The organism is Paraburkholderia sp. CNPSo 3272, assembly GCF_024206495.1.
Classification (GTDB): domain Bacteria; phylum Pseudomonadota; class Gammaproteobacteria; order Burkholderiales; family Burkholderiaceae; genus Paraburkholderia.
On record NZ_JAMBPQ010000014.1, the window covers coordinates 1 to 20,273 of the forward strand.

A 20,273-nucleotide genomic window follows, 5' to 3' on the forward strand; every position below is an offset into this window, starting at 1 on the left:
CCCCGCGCTCGGCGGCAACCCGGTCGTGCAGGGCAAGGACCCCACTTCGCTGATTCACGTGCTGCTGGCAGGCAGCGCCCTCGAAGGCACGAAATCGTCGCCCTCGTCGTTCACGATGCCGGCGTTCGGCTGGCGTCTATCCGATCAGGAAGTGGCCGACGTGTCCACCTTCGTGCGTGCGAGCTGGGGCAACACCGGCGCGCCAGTGAGCGCAGAAGACGTCGCGAAGGTCCGCAAGACCGTCACCGTGAGCACGCCGGGGCTGCCGCCTGGCGCAACGCTCAAGCACTAACGCGCCCCGCGCAGCACTTTTCCCTCCCCGCGTTTCACGCCTGCGGTCTCGTTCGCGAGACCGCAGGCGTGTGCGCGCATAACCAGAAATCGCTCAACAGGCGATCTTTAGACGTTGATACAACAAATGATGAGAAAACACCTGCTCGCCGCACCAGTCCTGTTCTCGCTCGCCGGCATCGCCTCGGCGCAAGGCTCGGTCACGCTCTATGGTATTGCCGACGCCGGCATCACGTATCGCAGCAACGAGCGCACCGGCACCACCGGCGCTTACACGGGCCATTCGAACGCGGGCCTCTCCACCGGCAACCTCTCGGGCAGCCGCTGGGGACTCAGGGGCAAGGAAGACCTGGGCAACGGTCTCGCGGCCATCTTCCTGCTCGAAGACGGCTTCGACATCACGAACGGCAGCTCGGGCCAGGGCGGGCGCCTGTTCGGCCGCCAGGCCTTCGTGGGCCTCGCGGACCAGCGTTACGGCTCGCTCACCATGGGCCGCCAGTACACCTCGCTCGACGACTTCGTCGGGCCGGTTGCGCCCGTGAACTTCATCGGCGGCTTCGGCGCGCATCCGGGCGACATCGACGACCTCGACCAGACCACGCGCGTGGACAACTCGATCAAGTACACGAGCGCGAACTACGGGGGATTCACGTTCAGTGCGCTGTACGGTTTCGGCGGCCAGGCGGGCAGCATGAAGCGCAAGAACACCTGGAGCGTGGGCGCGGGCTATGCAAACGGCCCGCTGCGCATGGGCGTGGGTTATGAACGCTCGGACAACAGCAAGACGGGCCTCGACGATCCCACCTACGGCAAGTGGCAAGGCACGTACGACGGCACGTTCAACTCGTCGATCAACGAAGGCTATGCGAGCGCGCAATCGCAGCAGGTGGTGGCGGCGGGCGCAACGTGGGACTTCGGTCCCGCCGTGGTCGGCGTGAACTACAGCAACGTGCAATATCGCTCGGGCGCGAATTCGCTGTTCTCGGGCAAAGCGATCTTCAATATTGCGGGCGTTTTCACGCAGTGGAACGTGCAGCCGCGCACGCATCTGTTTGCGGGCTACAGCTATACGCGGGGCAGCGCGGTGGAAGGCGTGGATCAAGACGCGCAGTACCACAACATTTCGGTGGGCGCGACCTATGATCTCTCGACGCGCTCGACGGTGTATATGCTCGCGGGCTACCAGCACGCATCGGGCATGACGCTCGACGCCGCCGGCAATCCGGTTGCGGCGACCGCTTCGGTCTCCGACAAGGGCAACGGCCACTCGTCGGCCACGCAATCGCAAGCCATTGTGAGCGTGGGCTTGCGTCAGAAGTTCTAATAATCTAAAGCTTCGTTGCTTGCGCAACGAAATCGCGGGTGCTCATGCCATGAGCACCCGCTTGTTTTTTTCAGCCGCGCCGCCTTTCAGTGCAGCACCTCGGGCCGATCCAGCAGGCCGTAGAACTCGTCGATCGTCACGGTCGGTGCGAACTGCGAGAGCGTGGCGACGATCACGTCGTCGGTAATCGCCGATCCTGCCGCCGATTCGAGCTGAACCCCGGCCGCGGCGGCCTGGCTCTCGGCCAGCTCGAGGGCGATCGACAGGATGAAGCGCGCGTCGGTTTGGGTGAGTAGGGCTTTCATGCTTGCTCTAACGGCGCGCGCACGGGGAATCTTTAGGGTTTTGTGGGGTTTCGTGAGGTTTGGTAATCGTTGCGCGCAACCCTATGCTCAGCGCGTACGCGCCACGAACTGCCCGGGACTCGTACCCGTCAATCGTCGGAACATTGCGATGAACGCCGACGACGTGGCGTACCCCAGATCCAGCGCCACGGCTTCGACGCTGCGCCCCGCATGCAGCATCGGCAGCGCGTCGACGAGCCGGATGCGCTGGCGCCATTCCGTCAACGACATGCCCAGCTCGTTTTGCGCGCGGCGCATGAGCGTGCGCTCGCTCATGTGAAACGCAACGGCAAGCTCTGCAAGCGAGCGATTGTCGGCGGGATTCTGCCGTAGCACCTGGAGGATAGCGTTGAGATCGGCGTCGTCGGTATGCGGCACGAAGCTGCCCGTGGTCGCGCAGGTCGACAGCTGATCCACGAGCACGCGCAACAAACGCGCGCGCTGCGCTTCGCCCTCCTCCTCCGCTAGCGTCACACGCAGATGCTCGAGGATCGCGCGCACGAGCGGCGACACCATCACCGCGCAGCTCGTTGCCGGCATGCGCGTGCACAGGTCGCGGCTGATGTAGACCGAGCAATGCACGGTCTCCTGCTCGTTGAAGCCCACGTGCTCGGTGCCCGGCGCGATCCACAGCCCGAGATGCGGCGGCGTGATGTAGTGCTCGTCCCCCGCCTTCACCTCGGTCGTGCCGCTGAACGCGTAGACGAACTCGCCCCACGGGTGGCACATCTGCGGATACGTGGCATGCGAAGGCATGTGCTCCATGCGGAAGAACACGGGCGTGGGCAGCACGTCGGTGAAGGGCGGCAGGCGCAGGTAGCGCGCCGGGCGAGCACGGGCAGGTGTTTTGGGCATGGCGGTCTGGGGCTATCGATTGTCAGTTTTGCGCTATATGCGCGCATCCCGTCGCATCAATACTACGCCCACTGCCAACAAACTTCAGCCGAATCCTTCAAATCAGTGAGCCCGCAATGAGAAAGCAAGTCGACGCAACGGCCGCGGCCATCATGGTGGCGCTCTGCCTCGCATGGGGTCTGCAACAGGCCGCGATCAAGGCGGTGGCCGGGGACATCGCGCCCATGCTGCAGATCGGGCTGCGTTCGGGCGTGGCGGCGGCACTCGTGTGGCTCTTCAACCAGCTCGTTTCGCGCGAGCGCTGGCTGCCGGGCGTGGCGCGCGGCGCGGGGCTCGTCACAGGCGGCTTGTTCGCGCTCGAATTCGTGTTCGTGGCCATGGGCCTGCGCTGGACCAATGCCTCGCACATGGCCGTGTTTCTCTATACCGCGCCGATGTTCGCGGCAATCGGCCTGCATCTGCGCCTGCCCGACGAGCGCCTCGCGCGGCTGCAATGGGGCGGCATAGCGATCGCCTTCGCAGGCATCGCCATCACGTTCCTCGGCCCCGCGCTGCTGGGCGCCGACATACCGGGCTCGCCGTTGTGGCTGCTCGGTGACTTCATGGGCCTTTGCGCAGGCGCGGCGTGGGGGCTCACCACCGTCGTCGTGCGGACGAGCCGCCTGAGCGAGGCGCCCGCCACGCAAACGCTCTTCTATCAACTGGCGGGCGCTTTCGTCGTGCTGCTGCCGTGCGCGGCTCTGACCGGCCAGGCGCATTTTCACGGCACGCCGCTCGCCCTGGCCTCTATCGCATTCCAGACCTTGCTCGTCTCGTTCGTGAGCTATCTCGTGTGGTTCTGGCTGCTTCGCCGCTATCTGGCCGCGCGCCTCGGCATACTGTCGTTCATGACGCCGCTGTTCGGCGTGGCGTTCGGCGTCGCGCTGCTGCACGAGCGCGTGGAGCCCGCGTTCCTGTTTGGCTCGGCACTCGTGCTGCTCGGCCTGCTGGTGGTGAATGCGCAGAGCTGGGTCCGCCAGGCGTTCGGCCGCCGTGCGGCCAACGCAAACGGCGCCCATGCTTCCTGATTCGATCTACAAAGTACCCGCATTACGCGGCATCTACGGTTTTTCGGTTGGCGTGACGACGTCTCGCCGCATGCCTGCGGTTTCTGAGGTAAAGTCGCTCGGGTTCCGACTCACCGCGAATCCGGCACCCGATGCAAACCCTCTCGACTTTTACGCCCGTAGCGCTCGAACACGCGAGCCGCCTCATCAATCACGGCCCCACCGTGCTCGTCACCAGCAACGACGGCAAGCGCCGCAACGTCATGGCGGCCGCGTGGTCGATGCCCGTTGAATTCACACCGCCGCGCATCGCCATCGTGATCGACAAGCGCACGTTCACGCGCGAACTCATCAACGTGAGCGGCACGTTCGGCGTGATCATTCCGGGCGCCGCCGCAATCGATCTGACCTACGCCGTGGGCAGCGTCAGCGGCCGCGAGACCGACAAGTTCCAGCGCTTCGATATCGCCGCCATTACGGGCCCGAAGCTCGGCTTGCCCCTGCTCGAAGCAGGCTGCTGCGCGTGGATGGAATGTCGCCTGATTCCCGAACAGCACACCGAAGACGCGTACGACACGTGCTTCGCCGAAGTCATCGCTGCCGCGGCCGACCCGCGTGTCTTCCGCAATGGCCACTGGGAACTCGACAGCAGCAACGCGGACTTGCACACGATCCACCATCTGGGCGCCGGCAATTTCGTGCGCGCCGGCAACACGATCAAGGCACGCGAACTCGTGTAAGCGCGCCAACGCGATCAGCCCGCTATGATCGCGTGTGGCGGGGAATCGCCGCAATTATTTAGCATTGCAAATATTTGAAAACATCCAACGGCGTGTTTTCAAACGGCCAGGAGCCACGCATGAGCGATCTCGATACGCCGGCATCATTTGGCAGCCCCAAGGCGACCGCGCAAGCCGGACGACTCGGTTACCTGCCCGTCGCGCTGTTCGGCTCGGTCATGGGGCTTGCCGGGCTCTCGTCGGCGTGGCGGCTCGCGCACCGCATCTACGGCATGCCGCTATGGATCGCGCAGTTGATCGGCGTGCTCGCCGTGCTGGCGTTCCTGATGATCGGCTTCGGGTACGCCGTGAAATGGGTCACCGGCCCCGATGCCGTGAAAGCCGAATTCAATCATCCCATCGCGGGCAATCTCTTCGGGACCCTGTTCATCAGCCTGCTTCTGTTGCCCATCCCGCTTGCCGACATGAGCGTGCCGTTCGCGCGCGCTGTGTGGATCGTCGGCGCGATCGGCATGATCGTGTTTGCGTGGTTCGTCATCATGCGCTGGCTCAGTCAACGTCAGCATCCGTCCCACGCCACGCCCGCGTGGATCGTGCCCGTCGTTGGGCTCATCGACATACCGCTCGCCACGCCCGCCATCGAGATCACGGGCGTGAACGGCGTCCTGATGCTCGCGCTCGCCGTGGGCCTCTTTTTCGCTGTGCCGCTTTTCACGCTGATTTTTTCGCGTCTCATGTTCGAGGAGCCTATGGCCAACAATCTGCAGCCGACGCTCCTCATTCTGCTCGCGCCGTTTGCCGTGGGCTTCTCGGCCTATGTCACCGTGACAGGCGAAGTGGACCGCTTCGCCGATGCGCTCTACATGCTCACGCTGTTCCTGCTCACTGTGCTCGTCGGCCGGTTGCGCTATCTCGCGATCACCTGCCCCTTCCGGCTCTCGTGGTGGGCCGTGAGCTTTCCGCTCGCGGGCTCCGTGAGTTGCGCCGAGCGTTACGCCGATCATGCTCCGAGCCCCATCACGCACGGCATCGCGATCTTTCTGCTCGCGACGGTCACGCCGCTACTGCTCCTGCTGGCCGGCCGCACATTGTGGGGCGTGCTGCGGGGAGAACTGGAAGCGCTGGCCCGCTAGCAGCTCGAACACAACTGCGTGCTTGAATTTCATAGACAATCGGTCTAATATCGGCCACATGGAACCGATCATCGCCAAACCGCGCCGCGGCAGGCCGCCGAAAGATCCGCGCGCGCACGCCGACACACGCGACACGCTCATTCGGGCCGGCATGGAAATGCTGACCGAACAGAGCTTCGCGGCCACGGGGCTGGATGCCCTGCTCAAGCGGGTGAACATCCCCAAGGGCTCGTTCTATCACTACTTCGACAGCAAGGAAGCGTTCGGGCGCGAACTGATGACCGCGTACGACGCGTACTTCTGCGCGAAGCTCGACCGCTGGCTGCAGGACGACACGCGCCCTGCTCTCGAGCGGCTCGGCGCCTTCGTAGACGACGCCAGCAAAGGCATGGCCCGTCACCACTACACACGCGGCTGCCTCGTGGGCAACCTCGGCGTAGAGGTGGACATCCTGCCCGACGACTTCCGCGACACGCTCGAACGCATTCTGCAGGGCTGGCAAGCGCGCATCGTGTCGTGCCTGCGCGAGGCCCAGCGCGAAGGCGTGCTCGCCAGGCGCATCGACCTTGCATCACTCGCCGCTTTCTTCTGGATAGGCTGGGAAGGCGCGGTGCTGCGTGCGAGGCTCGTGCGCAGCGCGGCTCCGCTCGATACATTTTTTAGAGGTTTCATCGCAGGGTTGCCTCGCGCGTGAGCCGCGGCAACGCCACCCGTATACTGTTTCAGGAGCAGGATCCATCATGTTCAAGGCCATTCTGATCGATAAGGAATCCGGATCGTATGAAGCGCGCATTGCCGACCTCGACGACGCGCGCCTGCCGGAAGGCGACGTGCTCGTCGAGGTCGGCTACAGCACGCTCAACTACAAGGACGGCCTCGCGATCACGGGCAAAGGCCCTGTCGTTCGCAGTTTTCCCATGGTTCCGGGCATCGATTTCGCAGGAACAGTCGCGCAAAGCGCGAACCCTGCCTACGCGGTGGGCGACGCGGTGGTGCTCAACGGCTGGGGCGTTGGCGAACAACATTGGGGCGGGCTCGCACAGAAGGCGCGCGTCAAGGGCGACTGGCTCATTGCGCTGCCGGCAGGCTTCACGCCGCGGCAATCGATGGCGGTCGGCACGGCCGGCTACACGGCCATGCTCTGCATTCTCGCGCTGGAGCGGCATGGCATCACGCCCGCCCATGGCGACGTGCTGGTCACGGGCGCGAGCGGAGGCGTGGGCAGCTTTGCCATCGCACTGCTCACGCGCCGAGGCTATCGCGTGGTGGCGTCGACCGGCAGGCTGCAAGAGGCGGAGTATCTGAAGCAACTTGGCGCCGTCGAAGTCATCGACCGCGCCTCGCTATCGGAGCCGGGCCGCCCGCTGCAGAAAGAGCGCTGGGCTGCCGCGATCGATTCGGTTGGCGGCCACACGTTGGCAAATGTCTGCGCGAGCCTGTGCGCCGATGGAGCGGTGGCTGCCTGCGGCCTGGCACAAGGCATGGATCTTCCCGCGACGGTCGCGCCATTCATTCTGCGCGGCGTGAGCCTCCTCGGCATCAATAGCGTCACGCGTCCGTTTGCGCAGCGGCAGCAAGCCTGGCACGCGCTGGGAGAGACGCTCGATCTGAAGCAGCTCGACACCATTACGCGAGAAATCGGCCTGACCGAGGCCATTGCGGCCGCAAGCGATCTGCTCGCCGGACAGGTGCGCGGGCGGCTAGTGGTGGACGTCAACCGGTAACGTGCGCAGCCGCGGCGATTCAACGCCTCACGATCTCGCCGCGTTCACGAACCCTTCGCGAACGCGCGCGGCGTGACGCCGAGAAGTCGCGTCGTCCAGTGGGACATATGGCTTTGGTGCGCGAACCCCGCTTCGAGTGCCACCTGGCTCAGGCTGAGTTTGCCTTCGATGAGCAGCGCCCTCGCGCGTTCGACGCGCCGCCGCACGACATATTGATGCACGGGCATACCCAGCGTTTCGCGAAACAGGGTCTTGAAATGCGGCACGCTCAGGTCGACGAGTGCTGCGAGTTCGCCGAGCGTGAGGCGTTGATCGAGATGGCTTTCGATGTAATCGGTCACGCGCGCCGCTTTGTGTGCCGTAAGCACGGCGGCTCCCCGGCCTTCTGATGCGCCCGTGCCGCCGAGCAGCCGCACGACCATTGCAGTGGAAATGCTCTCGGCGAATAGCGGGTCGCAAGCCGTTCCCGCATCGATTTCGGCCAGCAGCGCGCCCGCCAGCGAATTGATGCGCGGGTCGCGCAACTGGAGATGCGGCCGGATCTCGCGCTTGCCCCATGGGTTCTCCATCTGCTCCGCAATCGATCGCACGAAACGGTCGTCGAACCACACGCGCAGAATCGTGCACGCCGCATCATCGGTCCATTCGCCTTCGACGCCGGCGGGCACCACGTCCGCGTCGCCGTGCGCCTGAAGCCGCGATTGACGGCGGCCGTCGCACGCGCATCGCGCACGCACCGGCGTGCCGACATGAATGCCAATGCGGTGGTACGCCATTGCGGGGAAGCGATGCTGCCCCGCACTCACACGCAGCAGTTCGGCGCCACCGCCATGCCAGCCCAATCCGGCGCTCGAACGCAGGCTCACGCTTGTTCCAGCGTGCCGGTGCGAATCTGCAGTCAGTGCGCTCATGGCAATCCTTTTCGACGCTCAAGCCGTGCGGGAATTCGTGCGATGTTTGCGGCCAGTTTACTGGATTCCGGCCACGCTCGCGCACCGCGCCATGGTGGACGTATTCAATCATCCGATTCTGCGCAACGCCATCCGTTCCTGCGCGCCATACGGCGTTCGTCTGCTTACGATGACGCAGACCACGCACACCAGGAGAAAGCGATCATGTTCGTGATTTTTGGAGCAGCGGGAAAAGCCGGGCGCGTCACCGCCGCCGCGTTGCGCCGTGCGGGCAAGCCCGTGCGCGCCGTAGTGCGCCACGCTCGCCAGAGCGAGAGTCTTGCGGCGCTGGGCTGCGAAATCGTGCTCGCCGATCTGGCCGACGCGCAGTCGGTCGCGGCCGCGATCAAGGGCGCTCACGCCGTCCAGTTGCTATGCCCCGTTCCATCCGGTGATACGGATCCCGAAACGACCATGCGCACGATGATCGACGTCGCGACCGACGCCCTGCGCGAAAACCCGCCCGCCACGCTGCTCGCCATTTCCGACTATGGCGCGGAATTGCCATTGAATACCGGCATCACGCGGCTGTATCACTACCTGGAAAAGCAGCTGAAGCCCATTGCCACGCAATTGGTGTTGCTGCGCTCGGCGGAACATATGCAGAACTGGGCGGCGTTCATTCCCGGCGCGCTCGCAACCGGTACGCTGCCGAGCCTCCATCTGCCTTTGGAGCGCCGCTTTCCCACGGTCGCCGCACAGGACGTTGGCGCGGCAAGCGCCGCGCTGCTGCTCGAACAGCACCGGTCCGGCACGCCGAGAATCGTGAGCATTGAAGGACCGCAGAGGGTCAGCGTGAACGACATCGCGGCGGCGCTCAGCGCCGCGAGCGGCCGCACGATCACGCCTCATGCGCTGCCGCGCGAATCGTGGGCCCCCATGCTTCTCAGAGCCGGACTCGGCGAGAAACACGGCCGGCTCATCACCGATCTTTACGACGTCTACAACACCGGCCGCATCGACGTGGAAGCAAGCCGCAGCGAGCGGCGCTTCGGCACGACTGCGCTAAGCGACGTGTTCGGCCCGCTCGTTGCGAAATTCAACAGCCAATAGCGCGCACGCCGCGATGACAAAAAAGCCGGGCGCTCCGCACGCCCGGCCTCTAGTGCATGACTGCGCGGCGATCAGAACCACTTGCCGAACTGGCCGCCCGGCGCAAGCGACACCCCGCGCAGCACTTCGCCGAAGCCCGCGTTGCGCAGCGTCACGAAACGCTCGTTCGCAGCACCCGAAGCCGTGGTGTTGCGCAACACGTCGCGCACGGCGACGAGGCGATTCGGGTCCGCGCCCTGGTCGCCGTTGCCGCTCACCGTCGAGGTGATCGCCCAGATCGTGACCGTGCCGTCCTGCTCGACGTGGCCCGTGATGTTACGCAGGCCGTCGGTGGCGGGCGACCACGGCAAACCGGTCGCGCTGTTCGTGCCCACCGGATAACCGGCCACGGTGTACGAAGTCCCCAGATTCAGGCCGTTCTGGAGCGTGTACGCGAGCTTCCACGACTTCGTTGCGGCGTTGTACACCCACTTCTGCAGGCCCGCACCGGTCTGCTGCGCGGCGTGCGTGTACAGGTCCGTGCCGCCCGAATAGCCATCGCCCTCGTCGGCCACATAGAGCGTATTCGCATTGGCGAACCACAGGCCGAACGGATACGAGAGCGTCGTCGCCGTCTTGTTCGGCGTAGCCGGGAAACCCGCGAGCACGCATACGTTGCTCGGCAGGCCGCTGGTCGTCAACGTGGAGGCGTCGTACGCAAGCGGATTGGACGGCAGTTTCGCGCCCGCCACCGGCACGCCTACGCCGCCCGAGGGGCACGCCTTGCCCGTGGTGTCGACGAAGTACACCGTGTTCACGCCGTTGCCGCCGCTGCCCTTCGTGAAGTACACCACGTTGTTGAAGACGGTGAGACCGCGGTAATTGTCGTCCTTGCCGACCTTGTCGGCCTTCGCCCCGAGTTGCGTGACCGAGAAGCTCGCGAGCGGCGTGGGCGTGCCGGGCGTTTGCTGCGCCTCATGCTGGTGCGTCGCCGCGATGAATTGCGCGCCCGCCCCAAGAATCACGCCTGCCGGCTGCGGGTTCGATCCGTTGCCTGCGTTGCCCACCGTGTAGTAAAAGCCGTTGCCTTCGCCGTTGTCGTTGCCGTTGTTGAGCAACGCGGCTCGGCCGTTATTGCCGCTGTATGCATTCGTCTCCGTAAATGAGAAGTGCCCTTCGGCATCGAGCCGCGCCACCGCGCGATAGAACGCCTGACCGTCCGGATTCGTCGGATCGATCGCGCCCGGCGTATTCGAGTTCGATACGTCGACCGTGTTGACCGGCGCAACGTAGCCCATGAAAGTCAGGTAACGGCCGTCGCTCGAGAGGTTGAGCGCGAGTTCGGACTTGGAGCTGAAGCTCGTCACGAGCTGGTCGTGGCCATGGCCCGGGTGCAGACTGTTGGGCACTTCCAGCGTGTGGACGACCTGGCCGCCCGGCGTAATGGTATCGAGGAAAATGCGCGCCGTGATGCCGAAGCTCGGATCGTAGAGCACGTTATTCCAGACGGCCGGATACGTGCCGTCAGTGGGCGCGCCGCCCGTGGGGCAGCTCGCCTGCGCGCTGTTGCAATTGGGCGGCAGCGTCATGCCCGGGGTGACGTTGCTCGACACATTGTCGTAGACACCGCGGCTCACGACGAGCAGGCCCGAACCGCCGAAAAACGTGTCGGTATCCTGGCCGGCAGCGGATGCGCCTGCACTGGCGCAAACCAGAGCAGCGGCAAATGCAAGACGGGAAGGACGTGCGGCAAAACCAGCGCCGCAAAATGCTGAGCGAAGCGTATTGATGGCCATCTGTAGCGTCTCCGAAAGGAATTACAAGCGTTTTGTCAGGACGAACTGGGGGTCAATCCCGCTTACCGTAGCGAAATTTTGTGAAAGATTCGTTGCAGGTCATGCGGCGCGGTTCAGGCGTTTTCCTCTGCGGAAATCCAGACACTCAGCCTGTCTTCGATGCGGGAAAATTTCGTTTGTTATCCTCATTATCCGTTCGTGCGCCCGCACGCGACGCTTCGTCATAAAACCGCCGCACGATAGCGGGATTCAATTTGAATCCTGCCTGTCATCATCCTGTAATTGACACTACGCGGACCCGATAGCCTCCGCGACTTCCCAGAGAACATGAATAACGGGAGAGGCTTGTGAGACCATTGCGCCCCCTGATTGCCGCGTTAGTTTGCGGCGTTTGCACGTTGTCGGCCCGCGCCGACGGCGTGACCGGATGCGGCAGCACGCTCGCCGCGCCCCTCTACACGCACTGGGCCACCGCCTACCAGAAGTCCGGCGGCGGCAAGGTGATCTATCGCAGCACCGGCTCCACGGACGGTATCAAGCAAATCGTGGCGCACACGGTCGACTTCGCCGGCTCCGACGCTCCTCTCTCGAGCGAGCAATTGAGCAAGGACGGATTGCGGCAGTTTCCCACCGCGATCGGCGGCGTGGTGCCGGTGGTGAATCTTCCGGGCATCAAGGCCGGGCAGTTGATGCTGAACGGCGAAGTGCTGGGCCAGATCTTTCTCGGCAAGATTCTGTTCTGGGACGACCCGGCCATCGTGCGGCTCAATCCGAAGATCAAGATGCCCAACACGCCGATCGCCGTCGTGCGGCGTCTGGATGGTTCGGGCACGACGCTGATCTGGACGCACTATCTATCGCAGGTCAGCCCCGAATGGAAACGCAAGGTCGGCGAAGGGACCAACGTTCACTGGCCCCTGGGGATAGGCGGGAAGGGTAATGAGGGCGTCGCCACGTTCGTGGGTTACCTGCCCGGCGCGATTGGCTATGTCGCCTGGGACTTCACGAAGCAGAATCATCTGACCTACACGGCGATGACCAACCCGGCGGGCGCGGTCGTGGAGCCGGGCATCGATACATTCAGCGCTGCGGCCGCGAATGCGGACTGGTCAAGCTCGCTCTTTCAGGTGCTCACCAATCAGCCGGGCAAGGATGCATGGCCCGTGATGGGCGCGACCTACGTGCTGTTGCAGGCGACCCCGGACGGCTCGCCGCGCAACGCTGAAACGCTGAAGTTTTTCGACTGGGCGCTCACGCACGGTGAGCCGACGATTCAGGCGCTGGACTATATTCCGCTGCCTGCCGTGGTCGTCACGAAGATCCGCGCGCAATGGCACGGCGATAAACCCGACGCCGTCGCAGCCAAAGCCGTTGGCACGCAGTAGCGCCCACAAACGCGTCGCCTGGATGGATGAGCAAACGTGGGCAGAGTTCAGTGACGGCGCGCGCGAATCAACGCTTGCCTGCTTTGCGCCTGCGGGAATCGGATTTACGGCAGAGGTCAGTCAACACCCAGCGCGCGATGATCTCGGGGCGATTCGTCCCGTACTGCGCAAACTTGATTTCGTTTTCGAAGTACACGATGACGCTTCCGGCCATGACGCGGTAAGCACCCGCGTAGTTCACGCCACCCAGTTCGATGTTCAGGGGATGAGTGGTTTCGTATTCTGCAAGAGCCAAGGTAAACGCGGAAATGTCTAAATTATGACAATATCGTCTCGCGGCCCCATTGGTCAATTAAATATGCGTTTTGTTTCATATTGACGATTGCCGTCCTGATTTCCGGACATTACGGGACGCTGTCGTGCCGTTTACCGGGGCACGCATTAACGCCGCCTGACTCAGCCTGCCATATGGGCTTGCGGCGAACCAGCGCTCGCCGACGGAAGCGCTCCACGCATTCACCCAGCGCGTCGCCATCAATTTTTCAGGTTCTGCTTCGGCATTCATCAGCCTCTTCATTGCTAGCCCAAGGCGGTGCATTGCATACCGCTTACGGCGCGCTTCAGCGTCTACTCGCGCGTTCATCGTCTCGCCTCTTCCAGTTGAGTATTGCGTAGACAAAAACCTGGAGACCCACCCGCACCGATACCTTGCAAAGCCGGAGCATTGATTTTCGCCGAACCACGCGAGAACGCTCATTAAGGCACGGAAAATAAGGCGGAAACATCAGGGAGAGTATTGAGGCAGTCGCCATGAAAGCGCTTTCGCACGACGACGGGAAAAAGGGCACGCCATCCATGACGATCCGGCTTTCTGCTCGCCACACTACGCCGGCCATATGACACTCGTTAGTAAGCCACGAATTCAGGCCTTTTTGTCGAAATACAACCGATGAATGGCGGCGACCTGGCGACGCACCGCGCGATCATGATGGATCGCAATCCCTCCCCAGAAGGTTCACAGCGCATCGATCCATGCGAACAACGACACCCGGCGGCCCCCGATTCGCGCTCGGTCGCGCACTCAAGCAACCGTTGCTGAATGTGGTGGCCCGGTTGCCCGACAGCGTGCAGCGCGCAATGTTCATCCCGCCGATACGGCGCCTCTGCATTCGCGTTCCGGTATTGCGCGCGGTGTACTCCGGCTGTCTGCGGCGCCACCCCATCGATCTCCTGTACGGAACGAATACGAGCGGACTGGTGGATTCCAACGCGCTGCAGCGCGACGCCGATCTGGCCGTCCAACTCAGGCCTTACATGGGCTCGCAGCCGACCATCATCCGCCGCGCGCTCGACACCCTGGGCGATATCACCGGCTATACGTTCATGGACATCGGTTGCGGTAAAGGCCGGCCGATGATCGTCGCCTCCGAGTATCCATTCTCTTTGGCGCTGGGCTACGACATCAGCGCGGATCTGGTGCGAACGGCGAACGCAAACGCGACCGTCATGGCGCGGCGCTTCCCACAACGGCCGCCCATACGCGCACTGCACGCCAACGTCGCCGATTTGCAGGTGCCGTCGGGCAACGTGGTCGTCTTTCTGTTCAATCCATTCGGACCCGAGTTGATGGCGTCGTTGCTCCAGAAACTCGAAGCGGGCCTCACGAGCGGCACCATCGAGCATCTTTTCATCGTCTACGATAATCCCGTGTGCGGCGAAGTCTTCGACGGCTCCTCCCAGTTGCAGCGCTGGTTCGCCGGCGTATTTCCGTACGGTCACGACGAAGTCGGCTTCGGACCTGAGGACCACGAGAACGTCGTCGTCTGGCAAAGCGTGCGCGGCGCGCGCCCTGACAAATTCGCGGACCGCAATCGCCGCATTACGACTAAAGACCGCCTCAGCACTTCCATTGAAGGCTGAATCACAGCACCACGAATTCATTCAGGAGACGCAAGTGCCGACCTCCGTCGTGGCGATATACGAGTCGTCGCCGGCCGCTTCCTTCCGGTACGCGGTGCGCACGTGCGAGACCGTCGATGCGTTTCGTGCATTCGAACCCCAATGGCGTGCGCTTTTATCCGGGACCGAGCCGTATTCGCCTTTCATCAGCTACGCCTACTGCGAGGCAGCCGTCGAGGCGGCGCTGAAAAGCGGCGCGAAGGTCGAGGTCGCGACGGTTCATGATGCGCGTGACCTTCTGGCACTATGGCCGGTTGTAATCACGCGCACAGGCGCGTGGCGAACGGCCCGGGCGCTGGGCTGCGGATGCGGCGAGGAATACGGCGGCCCGCTGATCGCCGACACCCGCCGCGCAGAGCTTTACGATGCGGCGGTCAAGGCCGTCTTGCGGATTCACGCCGACGTACTCCACATTCCGATGCTGGAAAACGGCAGCACGCTGCAGCATGCGCTCGATGCCGCGCCACAGTCCTGGGTGCAGCGCGCGCTGCCGCAGCGTTGGCGCGTAATGCCCGGCTATTCGATCGACCTGCGCGCTGCGCCCACGTGGAACGATTTCCTTGCAACGCGGCACTCGACCCTGCGCGCCGCGCTGCGTTCGAGCGTGAAGCGGCTGCGGCGCGAAGGGGAAGTCAGTTTTGGATGGTGCAACAGCGCCGAGGACACTGAGCGCGTTTTGAGGTGGCTATTCGCCAATAAACGCCAATGGGCCCTCAAGCGCGGAATCGAATCGCCCTATTTGATGGACGACCGCGTACGCGATTTCTTCATAGACCTTGCCAGGCGAACCGACCTGACCACCTTGCCGCTCGTCGCCTATGTGCAGGTCAATGGGCAACCGGTGGCGGCGTCGGTCAATCTCGTCGGCACGCGCAGCGTCGAGTATTTGATCACCACCTATGACGAAGCGTTCAGCGTGTTTTCTGTGGGGAACCTGCTGATCGAATTTATTGCGCAATGGGCCCAGGCCCATGGCCGCGATTTCGACTTCCGGCCGCTGCATGGCGACTACAAGGTACGTTGGGCGGATCGCGAAACAAAGCACGAATCGCGCATCGTCGTGCTCAATGCACGCGGGCGGCTCATCGAGCTGGCGTTGTCGTGGGCCCAGGCGAGGCGCGTCTATCGAAAACTCACGACACTTGTGATGGCGCGCCTGAGATGAGCGAATAGCGTGCAATGCATAGGCGCCGCTCACGGCCTCACCGCACCGCCCTCCCCGTGTGTTTCGCTTTGCGGCGAATCGTCAAGCTTTTCGAGCGCCGGGTTGTGAGGGAGGACGAGCGCCGCGCCCGCGCCCACGAGCCCGGCTCCCGCAAGACATAGCAGGCCTGCGCCGAAGCCGCCCGTGCTGTCCTTGATCCAGCCCATCGCGTAGGGGCCGAAAAAACCCGCCAGATTGCCGAGCGAATTGACGGCGGCAATGCCGCCGGCCGCCGCTGCGCCCGAAAGGAACGCGGCCGGCAGCGTCCAGATCACCGGCAGGCAGCCGAAAATACCGAAGCCCGCAATCGAAAGCGCGAGCATCTTGAGCACCGGATTATCGAGTCCCGCGGCAGCCGCAATACCGGCGGCCGCGACGGCCAGCGCGAATGCGACGTGACGCTTGCGCTCCAGCCGACGGTCGGAATGCCGACCCCACAGCACCATAGAAACGACGCCCACCGCGTAAGGCAGCGCAGTGACGAAGCCTGTCTGCACATTCGTGAGCCCAAACGCCTTGACGATCTGCGGAAGGAAGAAACTGAGACCGTAATTGGTTGCATTCGCACCGAAATAGATCAGCGCCACCGCCAGCACGCGCGGATTGATCAGCGCCTCCAGCACGCTGAACGAGCGCACCTTCTCCCGATGACGTCGTTCCTGCGCCTGGCGATCGACGAGCCAGCGGCGCTCGTCGTCGGCTAGCCAGCCGGCGTCGGCGGGTTTGTCGGTCAGATAGAACAGCACGGCCACGGAGAGCAGGACCGCAGGAATTGCCTCGATCAGATAGACCCACTGCCAGCCCGCCAGCCCCCCTCTACCGTCCAGCGAAAGCAGCGATCCGGATACCGGGCCGCCAATCACCGTCGACAACGGAATGGCCGCCATGAAATAGCCCACCACGCGCGCGCGATATTTGGCGGGAAACCACAGGGTAAGCAGAAAGATGATGCCGGGGAAAAAACCCGCTTCAGCGATACCGAGCAAGATACGCAGTCCGTAGAAAACGTGCGCGTTCGACATGCCAGTGATGCGGGCGAGATCCGGAATGAACGCCATCGCGCCCGCGATAATGCCCCACGTGAACATGATGCGCGCGATCCAGCGCCTTGCGCCGAAACGTTCGAGCAGCAGGTTCGACGGCACCTCGAAGAAGAAATAGGCAATGAAGAAAATCCCCGCGCCAAAACCGAACGCGCTCGCGGAAAGATCGAGTGCCTTGTTCATTTGCAATGCAGCAAAACCGACGTTGACCCGATCGAGATACGCCACGAAATAGCATAGGATCAGGAACGGCACGAGCCTTGCCGTCACGCGCGCCATGGTGCGGTTTTCAAGCTCCATCTCTGTCTCCTTCGAGGCCGGCTCCGCTGCGCGGTGCGCCAATCACGGGCCGGACCGTTCGTCCGTTTGGAATCGTTAAAGACTAGTCGCTCGCAACCCGATACGAAAGGGTGGTTCACATGGTGGGACATCGACCGCAAACGGCATGACAGCCGAACTAAAGCTTCGGACACGACAGCACTTGCAGGGGCTGTGTGGCGACCCCGGGCTGGGCGCCACCGGTCGGTGTGCCCTGCGGAGGCGTCGAAACGAGGCGCACGCTGTCTGGCCCGGCGTTGGCTAGTGCGTACTTCTCTTCGCTGCCTTGGGGTTGCCAGTACGCGCGAAATACGGGTCCATCGCTAAAGACGAGCAGCGTGCCATGCGTGGCCTGGCCCTCGGAAACGAAATCGACCGGCTCGCCGCTGCGCAGTGCGAAGCCGCCCGCGGCGTTTGTCCCTATGAGCTTCCCGCACGGCGGCGCGGCGTCAGGCGTGGGCGTGAGGGCAGGATCTGCGCCATGTGCGGGCTGCGTCGTGAGCACCGCCACGCCGAGACATGACGACAACGCGAGCATAAAAGTCGTTTTCACGCGCAACCTCGTGAATTCGCCATCGATCTTGCGGACTCGCAAAACGCATTCCCGCGCGAGAAGGGAACGAATGGCCCCCAGCACCTTAAAAGTCGCCGGAGTCCTTGCCGAGCGTGTTGATATCGATCTCGAGGGCGCGGCAGACGTCACGCACGAATTCATCCATGGCAGCCGTGCATTCAGGACTTCCCGCCGGGAAGTCCTCGGGGTTTTTCTTGCCTTGCGCACGGCGGATGGCGCGAATGCTTGCCTCGAGCGCGCGCGCCTCTGCCCAGATGGGAGGTTTGTCGGGATAGTCGGGATGTTTGCGCGCCATGGACGGTATTTCGGCAACGGCTACGCGAACTTTAGGCCGGGCCACCAAGCGAACGGCGGCACGTCCATATAGTTGAGGACGCCAAACGTTTGCGCCGAAATCATTGCATTGCGAATGACCGCCCTGGTGCGGAAAAGGCCGGGATTGAGGGCACGTTGAAAGCCCCCGAAGAATGAGGCGCGCGTCTACGATGAAAATCACGCGCGCTACCTCCAGAATTCATGTGAGCGGTCGTAAACGGGGGTATTACATTTCGTTCCCGGCAGTTGCAACGGGACCGCCCCGACTCGCAAGACCATGTTCAACGTTCTGGCCCAGTATTGGGGAACGATTCGGCGCACTTTCCTCGCCGGTAACAGCTCGGCCCTGAAGCTGGCGCAGTTGCGCGTGATGATCTATCAGCTTCCCATGATGTATGGGCTGCTGGTCGTCAACACGTGGGGCATGGTGCTGCCCCACGAGAACGTGATTCCCGCCTGGCAGGGCGTAATCTGTCCGCTCGTACTCACAGCATTTTGTTTCGTACGCGTGCTCTCGTGGTTGCGACTCTCCAGGATCCGTGTCAGTGCGGAAGACGCCGCTACGATCCTGCGCAATTCCGGCAGGCTCGCCTGGGTCTTCTCTATCTCGTTCACGGCATGGTCGCTGTCCCTGCTGCCTCATGGCGGCGCGGCATTCAAGCTTCATGTCGCGTTTTACATGGCCATCACGGTCATCGGCGTCATCTTCTGCCTGATGAACGTCATCAAGGCGGCGTTCACCGTCACCGCCATCGTCAACGGCGCACTCGTCGTAACATTCCTGAGTTCCGGAAATGGCGTATTCCAGGCAATCGCCATCGATACGTCGCTGGTTTCGCTCGCGATGCTGGTCGTTGCCTTCACGCAATTCAAGAACTTCTCGGATCTCGTTGCCACACAAGCCGAAAACAAACGCCTCGCGAATATCGACAGTCTCACGAATCTCCCCAACCGGCGGGCTTTTTTCGCCTCGCTCGACAAGCATTTCGATGCTGCCATGGCATCGGGCGGCCGGCTCGCGGTGGGCCTCGTCGATCTCGACGGCTTCAAGTCCGTCAACGATATTCACGGCCACTCGCTGGGCGACCACGTGCTGGCCGAAGTCGCGTCGCGCCTCGCCGACGCGGCGCGCGTCACGATCACGCTTGCGAGACTGGGCGGCGACGAATTCGGCATCATCGTCACGGACGACTGCACGGACGCCGGCCTCTCGCAACTCGGCCGCACCATCTGCGATGTTTTTCACTGTCCCGTACAGGTCGGCGAGATTTCCGTTCGGCTTGGGGCGACGATCGGCTTCTCCACCTATCCGCACATTTCACGAACCAAGGCGGATTTATTCGAAACGGCCGACTACGCGCTTTACGAAGGCAAGCGCCGTTCGCGCGGCTCGGTGACGATCTTTTCGGAGACGCACCGCAACGCCATCATTCGCGAGTCGCAGATTGCCCAGGCGCTGCGCTCCCCCGATCTCGCCAACGAACTTGATCTCGCGTTCCAGCCGATTTACTCGCTCGATCGCCAGCGCACCGTCGGTTTCGAAGCCCTGGCGCGCTGGCGCAGCGCCTTGCTCGGCACGGTCCCGCCCAGCGAGTTCATTCCTGCCGCGGAGCGCAACGGCGTCATCAACGGCTTGACCCTCGCGCTGTTTACCAAGGCCCTGGCCAGCGCGAAGCAATGGCCAGCTCGTATCGGCTTGTCCTTCAATCTTTCCGCGCATGATTTCGCCAGCGAGTCCGCGGTGAAAGAGTTGGCCCGGTGCATAGTCAGCAGCGGCATCGACCCGGCCCGGCTCGACTTCGAAATCACCGAAACAGCGATGGCCAAGGACTTCGACCAGGTCCAGAAAGCGGCCAAGGTGCTGCGCGCGCTGGGCTGCGGTTTGTCGGTCGACGATTTCGGCACCGGCTATTCGAGCCTCTCGTACCTGTGCAAACTTCCGCTCACGCGACTGAAGATCGACAGGATGTTCGTGAGTGGCCTCAAGGAACGCACAACGGCGTTCACCGTCGTGCGCACGCTGCTCAATCTCAGCCGGCAGATGTCGCTCGACTGCGTCGTCGAAGGGGTGGAAACAGCGGACGAACTGCAAACGGTCGCGGCGCTCGGGGCCACGCTCATTCAGGGCTACTACTGTTCGCGCCCGATGGAGGCTTCGGCAGTGGCGGCTTTTCTGGAGCGAGAAAGCGAGGGCGAAACGGTGGCGCGCCTCGCGCAGGAATGACGAGTAGTCCGCATAC

The 20,273-nt window shown here is 63.3% G+C and carries 21 protein-coding genes; 12 read left to right on the top strand and 9 right to left on the bottom strand.

Going from position 1 to position 20,273, the window contains the following annotated elements; all coding sequences use genetic code 11:
• Together M3I53_RS18435 and M3I53_RS18440 are read left to right on the top strand one after the other, a co-directional pair.
• On the top strand, nt 1–292 hold a 292-nt coding region (locus M3I53_RS18435; protein ID WP_254317326.1), incomplete at its 5' end, for a cytochrome c.
• A 129-nt stretch (nt 293–421) separates the two neighbouring features.
• Nucleotides 422–1,615 carry a porin gene (locus M3I53_RS18440; protein WP_309249531.1) on the top strand — a complete coding sequence of 398 codons (1,194 nt, stop codon included), beginning with the start codon at nt 422–424 and terminating at the stop codon, nt 1,613–1,615.
• A gap of 86 nt (nt 1,616–1,701) precedes the next feature.
• Here the strand turns inward: M3I53_RS18440 and M3I53_RS18445 are convergent, their stop codons facing one another.
• The gene (locus M3I53_RS18445) at nt 1,702–1,920 is read right to left on the bottom strand and encodes a hypothetical protein (RefSeq protein WP_028207581.1); all 219 of its coding nucleotides are present in this window, start codon (nt 1,918–1,920) and stop codon (nt 1,702–1,704) included.
• 87 nt (nt 1,921–2,007) lie between these two features.
• Nucleotides 2,008–2,814: a helix-turn-helix domain-containing protein gene (locus M3I53_RS18450; RefSeq protein WP_254317328.1), complete on the bottom strand. Its 807-nt coding sequence runs from the start codon at nt 2,812–2,814 to the stop codon at nt 2,008–2,010.
• 116 nt (nt 2,815–2,930) lie between these two features.
• Here M3I53_RS18450 and M3I53_RS18455 point away from each other — a divergent pair, with 116 nt between their 5' ends.
• The 5 genes from M3I53_RS18455 (at nt 2,931) to M3I53_RS18475 (ending at nt 7,457) form a co-directional block, all read left to right on the top strand.
• Complete coding sequence (locus M3I53_RS18455) at nt 2,931–3,881, top strand: DMT family transporter (protein WP_254317329.1); 951 nt, start codon at nt 2,931–2,933, stop codon at nt 3,879–3,881.
• Nucleotides 3,882–4,012: 131 nt separating this feature from the next.
• Nucleotides 4,013–4,600 (top strand): flavin reductase family protein, encoded by a 588-nt coding sequence (locus M3I53_RS18460; RefSeq protein ID WP_254317330.1) that lies wholly within the window; start codon nt 4,013–4,015, stop codon nt 4,598–4,600.
• 119 nt (nt 4,601–4,719) lie between these two features.
• Nucleotides 4,720–5,733, top strand: a complete 1,014-nt coding sequence (locus M3I53_RS18465; RefSeq protein WP_254317331.1) for an SLAC1 anion channel family protein — start codon at nt 4,720–4,722, stop codon at nt 5,731–5,733.
• A 58-nt stretch (nt 5,734–5,791) separates the two neighbouring features.
• Nucleotides 5,792–6,427, top strand: coding sequence for a TetR/AcrR family transcriptional regulator (locus tag M3I53_RS18470; RefSeq protein ID WP_254317332.1), 636 nt, complete (start codon nt 5,792–5,794; stop codon nt 6,425–6,427).
• A gap of 46 nt (nt 6,428–6,473) precedes the next feature.
• Nucleotides 6,474–7,457, top strand: coding sequence for an MDR family oxidoreductase (locus M3I53_RS18475; RefSeq protein ID WP_254317333.1), 984 nt, complete (start codon nt 6,474–6,476; stop codon nt 7,455–7,457).
• A 44-nt stretch (nt 7,458–7,501) separates the two neighbouring features.
• Here the strand turns inward: M3I53_RS18475 and M3I53_RS18480 are convergent, their stop codons facing one another.
• On the bottom strand, nt 7,502–8,368 hold the full coding sequence (locus M3I53_RS18480) for a helix-turn-helix domain-containing protein (RefSeq protein WP_254317334.1): 867 nt from the start codon (nt 8,366–8,368) through the stop codon (nt 7,502–7,504).
• A gap of 204 nt (nt 8,369–8,572) precedes the next feature.
• Between M3I53_RS18480 and M3I53_RS18485 the strand changes: the two genes are divergently transcribed.
• On the top strand, nt 8,573–9,460 hold the full coding sequence (locus M3I53_RS18485; RefSeq protein WP_254317335.1) for an NAD(P)H-binding protein: 888 nt from the start codon (nt 8,573–8,575) through the stop codon (nt 9,458–9,460).
• Nucleotides 9,461–9,531: 71 nt separating this feature from the next.
• Here M3I53_RS18485 and M3I53_RS18490 read toward each other — a convergent pair whose 3' ends face one another.
• The gene (locus M3I53_RS18490) at nt 9,532–11,235 is read right to left on the bottom strand and encodes a hypothetical protein (RefSeq protein WP_254317336.1); all 1,704 of its coding nucleotides are present in this window, start codon (nt 11,233–11,235) and stop codon (nt 9,532–9,534) included.
• 368 nt (nt 11,236–11,603) lie between these two features.
• Here M3I53_RS18490 and pstS point away from each other — a divergent pair, with 368 nt between their 5' ends.
• On the top strand, nt 11,604–12,620 hold the full coding sequence (gene pstS, locus M3I53_RS18495; RefSeq protein WP_254317469.1) for a phosphate ABC transporter substrate-binding protein PstS: 1,017 nt from the start codon (nt 11,604–11,606) through the stop codon (nt 12,618–12,620).
• A gap of 67 nt (nt 12,621–12,687) precedes the next feature.
• Here the strand turns inward: pstS and M3I53_RS18500 are convergent, their stop codons facing one another.
• Both M3I53_RS18500 and M3I53_RS18505 read right to left on the bottom strand, forming a co-directional pair.
• On the bottom strand, nt 12,688–12,915 hold the full coding sequence (locus M3I53_RS18500) for a hypothetical protein (protein WP_254317337.1): 228 nt from the start codon (nt 12,913–12,915) through the stop codon (nt 12,688–12,690).
• Nucleotides 12,916–12,990: 75 nt separating this feature from the next.
• On the bottom strand, nt 12,991–13,185 hold the full coding sequence (locus M3I53_RS18505; protein WP_254317338.1) for a hypothetical protein: 195 nt from the start codon (nt 13,183–13,185) through the stop codon (nt 12,991–12,993).
• A gap of 467 nt (nt 13,186–13,652) precedes the next feature.
• On the opposite strand from M3I53_RS18505, the gene M3I53_RS18510 reads away from it, so the two are divergent.
• Nucleotides 13,653–14,540 (top strand): class I SAM-dependent methyltransferase, encoded by an 888-nt coding sequence (locus tag M3I53_RS18510; protein WP_254317339.1) that lies wholly within the window; start codon nt 13,653–13,655, stop codon nt 14,538–14,540.
• A gap of 457 nt (nt 14,541–14,997) precedes the next feature.
• Nucleotides 14,998–15,744, top strand: coding sequence for a GNAT family N-acetyltransferase (locus M3I53_RS18515; RefSeq protein WP_254317340.1), 747 nt, complete (start codon nt 14,998–15,000; stop codon nt 15,742–15,744).
• Between the two features lie 29 nt (nt 15,745–15,773).
• Here M3I53_RS18515 and M3I53_RS18520 read toward each other — a convergent pair whose 3' ends face one another.
• From M3I53_RS18520 to M3I53_RS18530, 3 genes are all read right to left on the bottom strand, one after another.
• Nucleotides 15,774–17,126, bottom strand: a complete 1,353-nt coding sequence (locus M3I53_RS18520; RefSeq protein ID WP_254317341.1) for an MFS transporter — start codon at nt 17,124–17,126, stop codon at nt 15,774–15,776.
• 157 nt (nt 17,127–17,283) lie between these two features.
• Nucleotides 17,284–17,697 (bottom strand): hypothetical protein, encoded by a 414-nt coding sequence (locus M3I53_RS18525; protein ID WP_254317342.1) that lies wholly within the window; start codon nt 17,695–17,697, stop codon nt 17,284–17,286.
• Nucleotides 17,698–17,782: 85 nt separating this feature from the next.
• Nucleotides 17,783–18,214 carry a hypothetical protein gene (locus M3I53_RS18530; protein WP_254317343.1) on the bottom strand — a complete coding sequence of 144 codons (432 nt, stop codon included), beginning with the start codon at nt 18,212–18,214 and terminating at the stop codon, nt 17,783–17,785.
• Between the two features lie 96 nt (nt 18,215–18,310).
• Between M3I53_RS18530 and M3I53_RS18535 the strand changes: the two genes are divergently transcribed.
• The gene (locus M3I53_RS18535; RefSeq protein ID WP_254317344.1) at nt 18,311–20,257 is read left to right on the top strand and encodes a bifunctional diguanylate cyclase/phosphodiesterase; all 1,947 of its coding nucleotides are present in this window, start codon (nt 18,311–18,313) and stop codon (nt 20,255–20,257) included.
• The last annotated feature ends 16 nt before the right edge of the window (nt 20,258–20,273 follow it).